Source organism: Cryobacterium sp. TMS1-20-1, assembly GCF_004402355.1.
Classification (GTDB): Bacteria; Actinomycetota; Actinomycetes; order Actinomycetales; family Microbacteriaceae; genus Cryobacterium; species Cryobacterium levicorallinum.
In genome coordinates this window covers 1-13,338 of sequence record NZ_SOGF01000017.1, presented here as the reverse complement: position 1 = coordinate 13,338, position 13,338 = coordinate 1, and the positions used below count along the sequence as shown (strand labels likewise).

Here is a 13,338-nt window from a genome sequence, read left to right as displayed (position 1 = left end):
CTCGGGTACCGACGGCCTAACGAAGTGCACTACGGTTATGAAAAGCCAGCCCTGGCAGCGTAGAAGAAACCACTAATTCCGCTGTCCGAAATCCCCGCGGCAGCTCAGTTGGTCCCGTCGGTGTTCCAGGTGGTGTTCCAGGGGTCACTCAGGGGTTCGTCTGGTGGGGATGGTGCCGGTGGTGGCGTTTCGGTTTGCTGCAGGTGCGGGTTGATGCGGGTGGCGGGGTCGGTGGCGTAGTGTTTGCCGGCGGGGCTGGTCCAGTGGACGGTGCCGTCGGGGTTGGCGACGGCTTTCCAATCGGAGAAGTGCTTCAGGTTGTGGTGGGCGGGCGAGAGGAAGTGGAGGTTGGTGGCGGTGGTGGGGCCGCCGAATTGTTTATCGATGGTGTGGTCAAGGTCGGCGTGGCCGGCGGAGCGGTTGCAGCCGGGGAACCGGCAGGTTCCATCGCGTAGGCGCAGGTATTTCTTCAGCGCCGCGGGCACGCGGAACGGGGTGGAGCTGACGTCGAGGACGATGCCGGTGTGCGGGTGAGTGAGGACGCGGAGGAAACTCGTCGCCGTCCCAGCGAGCCGGCGGGCGGTCTCCGGGTCGATCGGGCCGTAGCCTTCGAGGTCGGCGGGTTCCTCAGTCACACCCATCAGGGTCAGGACGGGGACGGTGATGTTGACGTTGGCGGTGAGGCCGGCGCCGAGACCTGTGCCGGTGACGCCCTGCTGGAGCAGGTCGATGGCGACGTCGGCGCGGAGTTGGCTGAGGGTGCGGGGCTCATCGGGGCCCTGCAGACTGATCGCAGCATCGGTGACCCGGGTATAGATACTCTGCACGTCGTCTCCCGCCGCACGTAACCACAGGGTGGCCATGCCGTCCTGGTCGGGGAAGAACTGCACCTTGCGGTCGGCCAGGCACCGGGTGCGGCGAACGGTGATGCTGTCGGGGTGGAACCGCTCCCGCAGCTTGCGGGCCTTGCCGTCGAACTGCGTCGCGGTGAGTTTGCGAGCGTGCGGCAGCAACACCGCCTCCAACTCGGCGCGGGCGGGCTCGGAGACGGAATCGAGCTGGNGCCTCCAACTCGGCGCGGGCGGGCTCGGAGACGGAATCGAGCTGTTCGAGCAGCCGCTGGGCATGCCGCAGGGAGATCTCCCCAGTGCGGAGAGCATCGAGGGTCTCGGGCCGGGACTCGACCAGCACCCGGCTCTCCCGCAACAGGCCAGACGCTGTCCCGGCCGGGATGCGCAGCGCACAGGCCATTTCGGCGACTAGGCCCTGCTGAGCGGCGAAGGTCGCATCCCAGTCATGCTCATGCTGCGGACCGGCCTGGGGACGGCCGGTCTCAGCACTGTTAGTGGTGTAATCCCACGCCTCAGTCAAGACCTCAGCCTTACTCGCCTGCGCCCACGCGATCACCTTCTCGAGGTAGATCACCCGGTCGACGAACTGCGCCTGGTGCCGCTGGAACGGACTCAGCACCTCCGCGGGGCCACCAGGGGCCATGCCGGGTTGGTCCGGGTCAGCCTCAACCGGGTCAGCCTCGGCACGGTCAGTGCACCGCTCGTCAGCGGTGCATCCGTCAGTGGTGCATCCGTCAGTGGTGCATTCGTCCGGGATGAAATCGACCGGGAGGAAATTGTCCGCGAGGTAGTTCGTATACAGGAACTCCTCGCGGAGGTCCTCATCGAAGAGGTGCTCGGGCGGCACCGCAGCGAATACCTCGGTCAGATCGAGGTCGGCCGGAATGGTCGGGCCGTCAATCAGCTCCGGGCGGCCAGCTGCCGGAGCCACCGATTCCCGGTTGACCGGTTCCGCCCTCACCGATGCCAGGTTGACCGATTCCGTGTTGACCGGTTCCAGGTCGAGGTCATCGTACGGGGCGCAATCTCCGAGCCCCTCGGCCAGTTGGAGCCGCCAATCAGCCTGACACTGCGCCCAGAACACCTCGAACTCGGCACGCTCCTCGGGTGTAGACGACCAGTAGCCGTGAGCCGCGAAGAACGGATCGACACGGCCCGGCTGGGGAGTATCGCCGCTCTGGCTCATAGAAGAAGGATACCAAAACCATGCACCAGAGTCGAGAGATTCTCAAATATGTTTGGATTTCTGTGCGAATATGCATTCGGGCAGACCGCGCGTTGTCGAGACCGGCTCAGGCCAGTCCACGGCGGTCTCGGCAAGCTCGACCAACGGAAACGGGCGGGTCTCGCAGGCCTGCTCGCGCTGGTTCATGGCGGTCTCGGCAAGCTCGACCAACCGAAATGGCCGGGTCTCGCAGGGAAATCGTAGTTGCTTTTCAGCGAGAGCCATGCGCGCGTCGGACGGGCCAGCGATCGAGCGCGAGTTTGAGCCGAGCGAAGGGACTAAATGTAGTGGTCTACTTCGTTGGTGAGGTCGCAGCGCCCCGAGTCAGAGGCCACCGCGACCACCTCAAATCGCTCCGCCGATATCGTCGCGAAGCTCCCCACTCGCAGCATCAACCGCGGCGCCCACCGTCGGCGCGAGCCGCTCGGGTGGAAACCTGTTGCCCAGTCCGAAGGCCTGCAGCCGGTCCTTCACCGGCCCCTTCATCTCGGCGAGCACGAGCGTCACCCCCCGAGACGCGAGGTACTCGTCAAGCTCGAGCAGTTCGTCAATGGCGGTCGTATCGATATCGGTGATCGGCTCGGCGGCAAGGATGACGGTGTGAATCGGCGTGCCATCAGCCTCCGATTCCCGCTCCGCCCGCCGCACCACCGAGCGCACGTAGTAATCAAAGATACCCCCGTTGGCAAAGAACAGCGGGGCGTCGAAACGCACAATAACGATGCCGGGAACGCGATCGGCATCCGGATGCCGGGAGCGGTCATGGTACCCGCGCACACCCGGAATGCGCCCGAGCTCCGCCCGATACGGACGCCACGCGCGGATCACGAACGCCACCAGAGACAGCCCGATCGCGACGAGAATGCCCTGCAAAACGCCCACCAGAAAAACGCCGAGGAACGCGGCGATCGAAAGCAGGGCATCCGTTTTGTCGATCCGCCACAATCGCGAGACGCCCGAAACATTGACCAGGCTGGCGGCGGCCACAATGACCACGGCGCCGAGTGTGGCCGACGGGAGGTACCCGGTTACGCCGGGGGCAACAAGCATGAAGACGACAATGATCAGGGCACCAACGACGTTCGTCAGCTGGGATCGCGCCCCTGCCTGCTCGGCGACGGGCGTGCGTGAGGTGGAGGCGGAGATCGGAAAGCCGCCGAAGAACCCGCCCCCGATATTGGCGAGTCCGAGTCCGGCCATCTCCTGGCTGCCGTTCACACTGTCACCGCGGCGCGCCGCGAGCGTGCGGGAGAGCACCCCGGTGTCAGCGAAGGCGATGAGCGCTATGCCCAGCGCCGGTCCGATCAGCGAAACCACGTCGCCCCAGACGAGGCCGCCGAGCGCCGGTGCGGGGAGCCCCTGCGGCATGGCGCCGACGATCGGAAGCACGTTCTGCAGCGAGAAGATCGCCGTAACCACAATGGACGCGACGACCGCGATCAGCACGCCAGGGATGCGCCCTCCGAGCAGGAAACGCAACCCGACGATGACGGCGAGGGAGGCGAGGCCGAGCAGCATCGCGGCGACGACAATGCTCCCCGCCGCAGCGGCCTGCATGATTGCGCCCATCCCCTGAATCGGGCCGGGAACGTCGATGGAGAACCCGAGCAGCTTGGGAATCTGCGAAATGATCACGAGCAAAGCAACTGCGTTGAGGTAGCCGGCCCGGATCGGCTTGGAGAGCAGGTCGGTGACGAAGCCGAGTCGCAGCACTCCGGCAACGAGCAGGATGACGCCGACCATCAGGCCGAGGAGTCCGGCGAGGGCAATCGCTCGCTCGGTATTGCCGAGCGCCAACGGCAGGATCGACGCTGCGATGATCGGGGCGAGCGCCGAGTCGGGACCGAGCACGAGGATGCGCGATGGGCCGAAGACGGCGTAGACCAGCAGCGGCACGATCGTCGCGTACAGGCCGGTGTGCGCGGGCAGCCCGGAGGCCTCCGCGTAGCCCATACCGGCCGGGATCAGCAGGAAGCTGAGCACGATGCCGGCGCGCAGATCAGGCATCAGCCACGCGCGCTGGTAGTGCAGGGCGGTGTTCAGCCCCGGGATCAGACTGAAGGCAACGCCGCGGAATCCGCCGATTGGCATGACTTCACGGTAGTCCGGTCCTCGTCTGCTGTCTGGACTTCATCGGGTGTGCCGATGCGCAAGTGCGTCGGCAGCACCTCGTGCCGGCCGGCCCAGGCGAACCGCCCGAGCGGCAGGCCTGCGATCAGCAGCAGCTGGAAGATGGCGAGAAATACCAGGATGATGCAGAGCAGGGTGGCGTCTGCGGTTGCCATGTGATTCAGCATAGGTTGGCTGCACGATCGCCCGGTCAGCCCTCGATCGCCAAGCGTCTCAACCAGGCTGCACCTTTTCACAGGTTGCGCGATTTCGAGGCACGGAAAAACCCCTGAGTCCCGGTGCTTACCGGGGATTCAGGGGTTCAAATTGCTGCGAATCTGGTGGGAAACGTGTAAAAATGGGAGCCCAAAACTATAAACATCCAGGTCCTGTGCCAGAAAACCCTGCATGTGGGATCCACAGCGCGAGGGCGCCTACACTCGCCTGAAGCTGCAAGACTTGTCACCATGCTGTCGTCGCCGATTGAACCTTCGGCGACCTCGCCAACGCTCGATCCGTGACCTCGCGCACCGAGGCATCCGTCGGCAACCTCACCCAGGGGCGCACCTGCATTCTGGCCATGTTCCGCTCCCGGCGAGAGGTGATCTGATGGGACGCGGTCTCCGAATACGTCGGCCAGGTGTGTGTGATCAACTCTTTGTAGGCCGTTTCCGCGCTGGATATCTGCCAAGTTGGCGTATACCCTACGCGGTATGCAAAATACCCTAGTAGGTATATACTGTTTTTATGGCTATTACGGATCTCACCGAGACCACCTTTGACGCGACCATTGCCCAGAGCCCCATCGTGCTGGTTGATTTCTGGGCCGCATGGTGCGGCCCGTGTCGCAGTTTTGCCCCGACATTCAGCGCGGCGTCTGAAAAACACCCCGCAATCACCTTTGGAAAAGTCGACACCGAAGCCGAACAGGGATTGGCCGCAGCCGCGGGCATCCGTTCCATCCCCACGCTGATGGCATTTCGGGACTCCGTACTCGTCTTTTCCCAGCCAGGCGCCCTGAACGCGGCCAGCCTGGAAGAGCTCATTGCCGGCGTCGAGAGCCTCGACATGGACGACGTGCGCGCCAGTATCGCCACCCGCTAAACCTCGCGCCCCCGCGAAACCGCTTCGCAGCAGGCTCACAGGCGGCCCGTCCTGTCACCACCCGGCCAGAATACCCCCTGGTGTATTATTTTATGATTAGTTCACCGAATTGAATGGAGATCCTTATGTGTCGTGCCGTAACGTGCAAAGTGTGCCAAAAGACAACGTGGGCGGGCTGCGGTCAGCACATTGATCAGGTCATGCGCGGTGTGCCACGCAACCAACAATGCGCCGGGCACGTGAAAGAAAAATCGACTGGCTCCTTCTGGTCCCGGCTGCTCGGACGCTAACGGCACCCGGCCCATCTTTTAGTGAAGCCTGCCAGATCGCCAATCGGACCACCAGCGCGGCTAGCGCCTGACACGGCCATAAAATTCTGGCCGTGCTTCAGCGGGCTAGACCGCGTATTACTTGCTGCTGCTTTCTCCTTGGAGAGCGGCTAGCGCGGCGAGAAGACGCTGATCGGCTTGATCAGCAACGTTCTGTATCCCCGGGGAATTGCTCAGCTGGACCATGGTTTGTGGGTTGATAGCTTGAACCGTGGTGATAGTCGCTGACGGGCTTCGTCGAATGACGACGTTACACGGAAGCAGCAAGCCCATGTCGGGCTCTGCAGTAAGCGCCTGTTCGGCGAGGGCGGGGTTACAGGCACCCAAGATCAGGTAGTCGCCCAGTGCCTGCGCACTTTCCACGCCGAGTTTCGTTTCGAAGGTCGGGTGGACGTCGATTTCGGTAAGAACGCCGAATCCTTGGTTGGCTAGTTCTTCCCGCACCCTGGAGACGGCTACTTCGTAGGGCAGCGAGACGGTGATGGTGTGTGCGTAGTTCATTGATTTCTCCTAATCCATTTTTTTCGAATTGATGGTTGCGGCTACTGTCAGTTTGCGGTGATAACTCCCATCATTCCTCTGTCTTCGTGGTCAAGAATGTGGCAGTGGTACACGGTACGTCCGCTGAAGTCGTCAAACGCGATACGTACTCGCACGGTGCTGCGTGCCGGGATGTTCACGACGTCTTGCCACATGATGGTTTTGACGGGCTGGCCTGACTGTTCGATAATCTGCATCGGCCACACGTGCAGGTGCATGGGGTGATCGAGCGGGCTGGTATTTGTCAGCAACCAATCCTCCACACTGTCGAATTGCACGGTCGTGTCGACCCGGGTGGCATCGAATACCTGGCCGTTGATCGTGGCTGACATCATGCCCCCACCCACTCCTCCACCCATTCCGCCATCCATGTTTCCGCCCATGCCACTGCCCGTGTCCCCGCCCATTCCCATCGCGAAGATCAACTCGCGTCGAGCGGTTACGGTAGCCGTGCGAAGGTCTCGTGGAGCGGGCTGGCCGGGTATGGCGGCGACTGTCGTGACGTCGTCACCGGTCACGACAAAGGAGGCCAGCGCGACGTCGTCGGCTCCAGCGGAGCTTCCGCCTCCCATCATCATTCCGCCGGACATACCTCGGTCATAGGTGTGCGTACGCAGCACGGAGCTGCCGGCCGTGCCGGTGACGAGAAGGTCGGCCCGGTTCCCCGGGGCCAGCACGACCTCGTCGACGTCGTGCGCGGCTTCGAACCGTCCGGAGTCAATTCCGAGGAGGGACAGCTGCTGCCCGTCGAGGCGCAGCCGCAGATAGCGGGACACGCAGGCATTTACGATGCGCCATCGTTCCCGCTCACCAGGGCGGGAAGTCATACTGGGGGTGAGCTGACCGTTGACCAGGACGAGGTCTCCCTCGCGTCCGGACATTTTCTCCATCGCTGTGGCCGCTGGAATTGTTCCCGCGGAATCAAGGGTGATGTCGGAAATGACGAGGACACGTTCCCGGCTGGCCGGGATGGGGTCGGGGTCTTCAACAATAATGGCGCCGTAAAGCCCGCCGAATACCTGATCGGCCACGAAACCATGGTGGTGCGGGTGATACCAGTACACGCCCGGCGGGTGATTGGCGGGCAATTCGTACTGATAATCAAAGGAGGCGCCGGCTGCGACGGTGACGAACATGTTGTCGCTGTTGTTCTCGGGCGAGACATGGAGACCGTGCACGTGCAGGTTGCTCGGATCTGCCAGCCCATTGCGAAGGCTGACGTTGAGGGTGTCTCCCGCTCGAACGCGCAGTGTGGGGCCGGGCACGCCACCGTTGTAACTCAGCGCACGCACATCACGACCAGCAATGGTCACCTGTTGGGGGGAAGACTCGAGATCAACGGTGAGAGTACCGCTGACGCTTCGTAGCTCCGGGGGCTCGACGAGGTCGCTCCCGGACGGTATAGCCGGTGACGTCGTCGAGGAGATCCGTTGATTGACAAAGAAACCCGCTCCGCCCACAGCCGTGGCCGCAATCCCGACCCCGCCGAGGATCAGGGCGCTACGGCGACTAAGACCGGGCACTACCGGCCCTCCTCGAGCACCCGCAGCTGATCACGCAGCTGCTCCGCAGTGAGCTCCCCCCGAGCGAACCGCTCCTCAAGAATCTGCCTGGCACCGGCCGAATTAGCTTGCCTCGGAGCAGATCGCGTGTCATCGCTTCCGGATTTGTTCGACAAAAAACGAACAATGACATAAATAAGCACGGCGACACCGGCAATAGCTAGTAGGCCGAACCCCCAGGACCATCCCATACTTCCGTTACCCCACATCATCTGAGTTACTTCCTTTCGTTTACTGATCCGCATCTCCACCATACCCCTAGAGGTATAAGTCTTGGCTGAGTAGATCGTCCGCGCACGTGAAACGGCACGTACCTCACACACCGGTGCAACCGGCTAAAACTCACGCAACAAAAAGGGCCCAACGCGAGGACTTGACAGCTTCGAACTCGGCCCCGGCGTCGCGGGATATAGCGTGAAGCCATGACGAACGGGTGGAATCGGAAGGCCATTGTTAGCGCCAAGCTCGTCACCATCTCGACCCCGATCGGGGGGACGCGCGCACAGCCCCGCGGGATCGGTCTACCCGGCACCATCTTCGGTATCGGATTGGGTGAATTCGTGGATGGGAGCCTGCTGCATCAGATCCTGCAGTGGCACCACATGCTCCCCAGCGCCGCGACGCCGGCAACGTCTGAGAGGTCGCCCACCGCCGATCGCGCGCTTTGTGTTAGCGCTGGGTGCTCTGATGACGAGATCTGGATAAACAGCGACGTCACACAGAGATACCGCGGGCCGACACGGAGCAGGGTGGGGCAAGACCCGTGCGGCGAGGAGCGGCAAGGGGCAGGCGCAAGCATGCGTACAGAGTCAGCAATCACCACTGTCCGGAAACCCGATTTGCGGATACTCTTCGCCGCAGGCATGCGTGCGTGCGTTCGCATAATGCCAAGGCATTCGGCTGAGGGTTACGTATCAACGCTGTCGCATTTACCGTCGGGATCGTCCCGATGGGCGAGGACACATAGGAGTGAATCGTGAAGAAGAACATCAGACTGGTGCTGGGCGCGAGTGCAGCTGCGCTCATCGCCATGTCACTGGGCGCTGCGCCGGCATCAGCGCATGTCCCAAAATCGGTGCGCGGCAACGCGGTGCTGACCGCCCACCTCACAGAGCTTAACGGCTCAGGAGCGTCTGGAACGGCGGTCGCGGTCGTTCGCGGCGAGACGATCCGGGCGATCGGGATCCGCGCGAGGGGTTTGACGCCCGATGCTCCGCACGCACAGCACATCCACTACGGCGAACAGGCCTTGAATGAGTGTCCTACGCTCGCGTTGGACAGCAACGGTGACGGACGACTGAACACCGTTGAGGGTGTTCCGGCGTACGGCCCCGTTGTGGTGTCCTTGAACACCAGTGGAGACACTACGCCGGCCAGTTTTCTGGACGTTTCCCGATTCCCTGTCTCGAAAAATGGCTCCTATAACTACCTCCGGACCAACATCAGATTCACGGACGTGGCGGGAACAGGCTATCCGGGAGCCGAAGGGATCGGCACCGCCGCGCAGATTGCCGAGGCCATCCGCGATGGTGAAGGTGTTGTCGTAATCCACGGAAACGACTACGACGGCAACGGAACATACAACCTCAGCGTTCCCGAGGGTGCAAGTGAGCTCGACCCCACCCTCCCCGCCGAGGCAACTGACCCGGTTGCCTGCGGAGTCCTGCACTAGCTGCGAGCGAACGGCTCAAAACTGAGGTCCAGGCGCCGTGCGAGCGCGCACAGTGCCGCACGGTCCTGGACCTCATCCGTCGACAGAATGATCAAGATCGCCCGGCCTACTCAAATGCGCTCAAGCGGGTAGCGGTGTAGTCTGCTTGAGTCGCCCATCTATCCGGTATCGCGGATGTCCATTCTCTCTGAGAAGGCTAGCCCCGGTGCCACGAGTGGCCTACCTCGGATCAGTGGCATGCCCCGGAGGCCAATTCATACCGACGGATGTCGGTGGGCACCGCTATCGAGGGAGGGCGCTTACCGTGGCATACAACGTGTCACAGAAACTCATCGCATCGCACCTGGCCTCCGGGGAGATGGTGCCGGGGACCGAAATCGGCCTGCAGATCGACCAGACCCTCGCCCAGGACGCGACCGGGACCTTAGTCATGCTGGAGCTGGGACGCGGAGGACCGCGATTTTCTTCGCTCCGGCTTACAAGGGTTCGGCCTGTGGTTTTTGAAGGCCAACACGGGGGTGTCACACCCCACGTGTAAAGTCTCGTTCCCAATCTGACAGTTCTGTCTCAGCACCTCGCTGACTTTCGTTATTGCACCCCGTCTCGAGGGCTTGGTTCGGCAGCGGGACGCGGAACCCGCACGATAGGGAATGACACATAACCCATCCCGCACCGACCTCCGCCTCATCATCGCTTTCGGGCCCGACGACGCCCCTCGAGGGGCTGTGACCCGATTCTGCCGCGAACACAACGTGTCCCGGAAACGCCAGAAACGACCTAAGAAATAAGTGTCAGGGAGGTCCCGAGACATAAAGTTCAGGGACGTCCCGAGACAGGACATCCCCGCGATGATGTTTCGTGCCACCCAGCGCCCTCGTTGGTTTTCTCTGTGACGTATCGGTAGTGTTGGACAGGTCTTTTGAGGGTGGCTGCGTTGGCCGCGGCAGGGTCAGGCGGCTAGCTCCACGTCGATATAAGCTCGGTGAAGGCCCGGCTGGCTGCGCTCATGTACGCGCCTTTTCGTCTGAGCAGGGCTGCGGTACGGTGTGGAATGGCTGGCAGTACGGCAACCGGGTTGAGCCCGTGCTGTTCGCGGGCAATGGCTTCGGGCAGCATGGTGGCGAGCTGGCCGCGGCGAACGATTTCCATGATCGCGCTGACGGAGTCAACTTCGATCGCGATGCGCGGGGCAACCCCGTGGTCCCGGAAGTACCCGTCGATGTGGCGCCGAGTCGCAAAATCGCTTCTGAGCAGCACAAGCTGCTCCTGTTCCAACTCCCGCAGGGTCATGGGTGCCTGCTGTCCGGCATGGGGGTGGTTGTTGCCGACAACCAAGCCGAGGGTTTCGACGAACAACGCCTGGGCCTCGATCTCGGACGAACGCACCTCGGCAAATGCGATGCCTAGATCGAGGGTGTCCTCGGCCAGCGCCACCTCGATGCGGTCCTGGGTCATCTCCTGCAGGCTCAGGGTGATGCCGGGATAGCGGGTGCCGAAGCGTTCGACTAGTGGACCGATCAGGTATGCGGTGAAAGTGGGAGTCATCGCCAACCGGAGCGATCCGCGGCTCAGGTCCTGCACGTCGTGGATGGCCCGGGTTCCGGCGTCAAGGTCCCGCAGGGCGCGGCGGGTATAGCGCAAAAAGGTCTCGCCAGCGTCTGTCAACCGCACGGTCCGTCCGGACCGATCCAAGAGCTGGACGTGCAACGAGTTCTCCAGTTGCTTGATCTGTTGCGACAGCGTCGGTTGGGAGACATGGAGCGCCTCGGCCGCACGAGTGAAGTTTTGGTGTTCCGCGACCGCGGCCAGGTAACGAATGTGGCGCAATATCATGATTCTCTAACTATAGAAATTACTTATCGAATCCATCATAAAGAGGTCTTGGACACTATATATAGTTTCCGTCATCCTTGAGTTATCCCCCAAAACATCGAGGAGACAGCCCATGCAAGACATCATTAAAGGCTTTCTGAAATTCCAACGGGAAGCCTTTCCGGCGCGCTCTGGACTCTTCAAGGAGCTGGCCACCGGCCAGAACCCGAAGGCCTTGTTCATTGCTTGCTCGGATAGCCGGGTCGTGCCAGAGCTGCTGACCCAACAGGAACCGGGTGACCTGTTCGTGATCCGCAACGCCGGCAACATCGTGCCCGCCTACGGCCCGGAGCCCGGCGGTGTCTCCGCGACAGTCGAGTACGCGGTCGCCGTCCTGGGCGTCACGGACATCATCATCTGTGGCCATTCCGACTGCGGAGCGATGACTGCCATCGCGACCGACACGAACCTGGACCACTTGCCGGCTGTGGCCAACTGGCTTGCCCACGCCGACGCGGCGAAGGCCGTCAACGCCGCCCGCACCCACGGATCGGCCCAGGAGTCGTTGAAGGCCATGGTCCGCGGCAACGTCATCGCCCAGCTGACCAACATCAGGACCCATCCCTCCGTCGCCCTAGCCCTGGATCAAAACCGGCTAAACCTCCACGGCTGGGTCTACGACATCGAAACCGGCTCCATGGACACCCTGCACGGTGGCACCGGCCATTTTGACCCACTTGCGGGCAATACGCAGGACCATGCCACGCCTGCCGTCTCCGGCCTGGCCGCCTAACCACCTCACATCACCAAAAGAAAAGGAAAACACCATGATTCATTCCCAGAACACCCAGGCTCCGCGCGAGGAACTGACCGCCGCCATCATCGACGCCAAGATGCGCAAGGACCTCTCCTGGCAGGAACTGACCGATGGCACTGGCCTGAGCCTTGTCTTCGTCACCGCCGCCCTGCTCGGTCAGCATCCGTTGCCCGAAGCCGCTGCGGAAATCGTCGCTGATCGGCTGGGTCTGGGCAAGGACGCCGCAATTTTGCTGCAGACTATTCCGCTGCGCGGCAGCAACCCCGGCGGCATCCCGACCGACCCCACCGTTTACCGGTTTTACGAAATGATGCACGTTTACGGCTCCACTTTGAAGGCCCTGGTCCACGAACAGTTCGGTGACGGCATCATCAGCGCCATCAACTTCAAACTAGACATCAAGAAAGTTGAAGACCCCGAAGGCGGTTCACGTGCCGTGATCACCCTCGACGGAAAATACTTGCCCACCAAACCCTTCTAAACCAGGCCTGGCGGCGGCCTCGCGATCGGGGCCGCCGTCTATCCCATGAAACAACCTCGCAGGCAACGACAAATCATGGATTTCGTCCGACGCACCATCGACATCGCACGCGCAACGTCGAGGCGGGTGGGCGGCCGTTTGGCGCGTTTCACTGTTCTTGGACACGGCATCGTGATCTAGGAAGTTGAACGAATTGACCAGTAACGAGAAAAAGCCCAAGCGCTCGTTCTCCCCTCAATTTCGCGCGGAGGCCGTGCAGCTCGTCATCACGACGGGCCGGCCGAACAAGCACGTCGCCGACGAGCTCGGCATCACGGATCAGTCTTTGGGCCTGTGGGTGAAGCAGTTCAACGCCGAGAACGAGGCCCGCTCTGTCGCCGCCGCGGCTGAGCCGATGCCGGGAAGATGTCAACCTTTGTGAGTCAGTTTCTTTAGCCGGTCATTGAGTTCGTTCCTTCCTTTTCGGGTTCGTTGAGCCAGGTCGTCGTCGGGAACGTTGGTGGCTGCGGGTGCTGCCGCACAAAGCGTTCAGGATGCTCGGCATATGCGGTCGTGAGGACGCGGGCGCGGGCGTGATGGATAGCGGGTGCGCGGCCGTGGTGAACGTTGAACGGGGTGTGCATACCAGTGCCCGAATGACGTTGTTCGCCGTTGTACCAGTCGTAGAATTCGGTGCAGAACGAGCGTGCTTCGGCGAGGCTGTAGAACCGGTCGGGGAACTCGGGCCGAGCCTGTCAAATCTTTTGTGTAAGTGTTGGGAATTGGTTAGAGGTGGGGGTTGATTCGGTCGGGGTAAATCATCACGAGCTGGCTGAGGGCTTGCTTCCAATTCGTGG

General features: G+C 62.2%; 14 protein-coding genes and 1 pseudogene. 8 read left to right on the top strand and 7 right to left on the bottom strand.

The window, feature by feature from the left end; genetic code table 11:
* Window positions 1-104: 104 nt before the first annotated feature.
* Window positions 105-1,127 carry an HNH endonuclease signature motif containing protein gene (locus tag E3O45_RS02515; protein ID WP_255452950.1) on the bottom strand — a complete coding sequence of 341 codons (1,023 nt, stop codon included), beginning with the start codon at window positions 1,125-1,127 and terminating at the stop codon, window positions 105-107.
* 169 nt (window positions 1,128-1,296) lie between these two features.
* On the opposite strand from E3O45_RS02515, the gene E3O45_RS17890 reads away from it, so the two are divergent.
* Window positions 1,297-2,280 (top strand): hypothetical protein, encoded by a 984-nt coding sequence (locus tag E3O45_RS17890; protein ID WP_241985186.1) that lies wholly within the window; start codon window positions 1,297-1,299, stop codon window positions 2,278-2,280.
* Window positions 2,281-2,421: 141 nt separating this feature from the next.
* On the opposite strand, the gene E3O45_RS02500 is transcribed toward E3O45_RS17890, so the two are convergent.
* On the bottom strand, window positions 2,422-4,167 hold the full coding sequence (locus E3O45_RS02500) for a SulP family inorganic anion transporter (RefSeq protein WP_134441483.1): 1,746 nt from the start codon (window positions 4,165-4,167) through the stop codon (window positions 2,422-2,424).
* Complete coding sequence (locus E3O45_RS02495) at window positions 4,128-4,361, bottom strand: hypothetical protein (protein WP_134441482.1); 234 nt, start codon at window positions 4,359-4,361, stop codon at window positions 4,128-4,130. Before E3O45_RS02495 ends, E3O45_RS02500 begins: the two co-directional genes overlap by 40 nt.
* Before the next feature lie 571 nt (window positions 4,362-4,932).
* On the opposite strand from E3O45_RS02495, the gene E3O45_RS02490 reads away from it, so the two are divergent.
* The gene (locus E3O45_RS02490; protein ID WP_134441480.1) at window positions 4,933-5,289 is read left to right on the top strand and encodes a co-chaperone YbbN; all 357 of its coding nucleotides are present in this window, start codon (window positions 4,933-4,935) and stop codon (window positions 5,287-5,289) included.
* A gap of 407 nt (window positions 5,290-5,696) precedes the next feature.
* On the opposite strand, the gene E3O45_RS02485 is transcribed toward E3O45_RS02490, so the two are convergent.
* Together E3O45_RS02485 and E3O45_RS02480 are read right to left on the bottom strand one after the other, a co-directional pair.
* Window positions 5,697-6,119 carry a DUF302 domain-containing protein gene (locus E3O45_RS02485; RefSeq protein ID WP_134441479.1) on the bottom strand — a complete coding sequence of 141 codons (423 nt, stop codon included), beginning with the start codon at window positions 6,117-6,119 and terminating at the stop codon, window positions 5,697-5,699.
* Window positions 6,120-6,166: 47 nt separating this feature from the next.
* The gene (locus E3O45_RS02480) at window positions 6,167-7,633 is read right to left on the bottom strand and encodes a multicopper oxidase family protein (RefSeq protein ID WP_241978905.1); all 1,467 of its coding nucleotides are present in this window, start codon (window positions 7,631-7,633) and stop codon (window positions 6,167-6,169) included.
* On the opposite strand from E3O45_RS02480, the gene E3O45_RS18185 reads away from it, so the two are divergent.
* The 3 genes from E3O45_RS18185 (at window position 7,589) to E3O45_RS02465 (ending at window position 9,392) form a co-directional block, all read left to right on the top strand.
* On the top strand, window positions 7,589-7,711 hold the full coding sequence (locus E3O45_RS18185) for a hypothetical protein (RefSeq protein ID WP_255411816.1): 123 nt from the start codon (window positions 7,589-7,591) through the stop codon (window positions 7,709-7,711). The genes E3O45_RS02480 and E3O45_RS18185 overlap by 45 nt on opposite strands.
* Window positions 7,712-8,142: 431 nt before the next feature.
* The gene (locus E3O45_RS18335; RefSeq protein ID WP_198418209.1) at window positions 8,143-8,700 is read left to right on the top strand and encodes a DUF2243 domain-containing protein; all 558 of its coding nucleotides are present in this window, start codon (window positions 8,143-8,145) and stop codon (window positions 8,698-8,700) included.
* The gene (locus tag E3O45_RS02465) at window positions 8,697-9,392 is read left to right on the top strand and encodes a hypothetical protein (RefSeq protein ID WP_134441476.1); all 696 of its coding nucleotides are present in this window, start codon (window positions 8,697-8,699) and stop codon (window positions 9,390-9,392) included. The genes E3O45_RS18335 and E3O45_RS02465 overlap by 4 nt, the downstream gene beginning before the upstream one ends.
* A gap of 957 nt (window positions 9,393-10,349) precedes the next feature.
* Here the strand turns inward: E3O45_RS02465 and cynR are convergent.
* On the bottom strand, window positions 10,350-11,225 hold the full coding sequence (gene cynR / locus E3O45_RS02455; protein ID WP_134441474.1) for a transcriptional regulator CynR: 876 nt from the start codon (window positions 11,223-11,225) through the stop codon (window positions 10,350-10,352).
* Window positions 11,226-11,337: 112 nt separating this feature from the next.
* On the opposite strand from cynR, the gene E3O45_RS02450 reads away from it, so the two are divergent.
* From E3O45_RS02450 to E3O45_RS02440, 3 genes are all read left to right on the top strand, one after another.
* The gene (locus E3O45_RS02450; RefSeq protein WP_134441473.1) at window positions 11,338-11,997 is read left to right on the top strand and encodes a carbonic anhydrase; all 660 of its coding nucleotides are present in this window, start codon (window positions 11,338-11,340) and stop codon (window positions 11,995-11,997) included.
* Window positions 11,998-12,031: 34 nt separating this feature from the next.
* The gene (gene cynS / locus E3O45_RS02445) at window positions 12,032-12,502 is read left to right on the top strand and encodes a cyanase (protein ID WP_092452497.1); all 471 of its coding nucleotides are present in this window, start codon (window positions 12,032-12,034) and stop codon (window positions 12,500-12,502) included.
* A 184-nt stretch (window positions 12,503-12,686) separates the two neighbouring features.
* Window positions 12,687-12,923 carry a transposase gene (locus E3O45_RS02440; RefSeq protein WP_092452494.1) on the top strand — a complete coding sequence of 79 codons (237 nt, stop codon included), beginning with the start codon at window positions 12,687-12,689 and terminating at the stop codon, window positions 12,921-12,923.
* Between the two features lie 10 nt (window positions 12,924-12,933).
* Here the strand turns inward: E3O45_RS02440 and E3O45_RS18330 are convergent.
* Window positions 12,934-13,203 (bottom strand): annotated as a pseudogene (locus tag E3O45_RS18330) (IS3 family transposase); the annotation flags it as partial.
* Between the last annotated feature and the right edge of the window lie 135 nt (window positions 13,204-13,338).

Excerpts from the sequence above, each read along its gene's own strand:
- E3O45_RS18335 (WP_198418209.1), top strand. The coding sequence starts at position 8,143 with ATGACGAACGGGTGGAATCGGAAGGCCATTGTTAGCGCCAAGCTCGTC.
- E3O45_RS02500 (WP_134441483.1), bottom strand. The coding sequence starts at position 4,167 with ATGCCAATCGGCGGATTCCGCGGCGTTGCCTTCAGTCTGATCCCGGGG.
- E3O45_RS02490 (WP_134441480.1), top strand. The coding sequence starts at position 4,933 with ATGGCTATTACGGATCTCACCGAGACCACCTTTGACGCGACCATTGCC.
- E3O45_RS02450 (WP_134441473.1), top strand. The coding sequence starts at position 11,338 with ATGCAAGACATCATTAAAGGCTTTCTGAAATTCCAACGGGAAGCCTTT.
- E3O45_RS17890 (WP_241985186.1), top strand. The coding sequence starts at position 1,297 with ATGCTCATGCTGCGGACCGGCCTGGGGACGGCCGGTCTCAGCACTGTT.
- E3O45_RS02485 (WP_134441479.1), bottom strand. The coding sequence starts at position 6,119 with ATGAACTACGCACACACCATCACCGTCTCGCTGCCCTACGAAGTAGCC.
- E3O45_RS02495 (WP_134441482.1), bottom strand. The coding sequence starts at position 4,361 with ATGGCAACCGCAGACGCCACCCTGCTCTGCATCATCCTGGTATTTCTC.
- cynR (WP_134441474.1), bottom strand. The coding sequence starts at position 11,225 with ATGATATTGCGCCACATTCGTTACCTGGCCGCGGTCGCGGAACACCAA.
- cynS (WP_092452497.1), top strand. The coding sequence starts at position 12,032 with ATGATTCATTCCCAGAACACCCAGGCTCCGCGCGAGGAACTGACCGCC.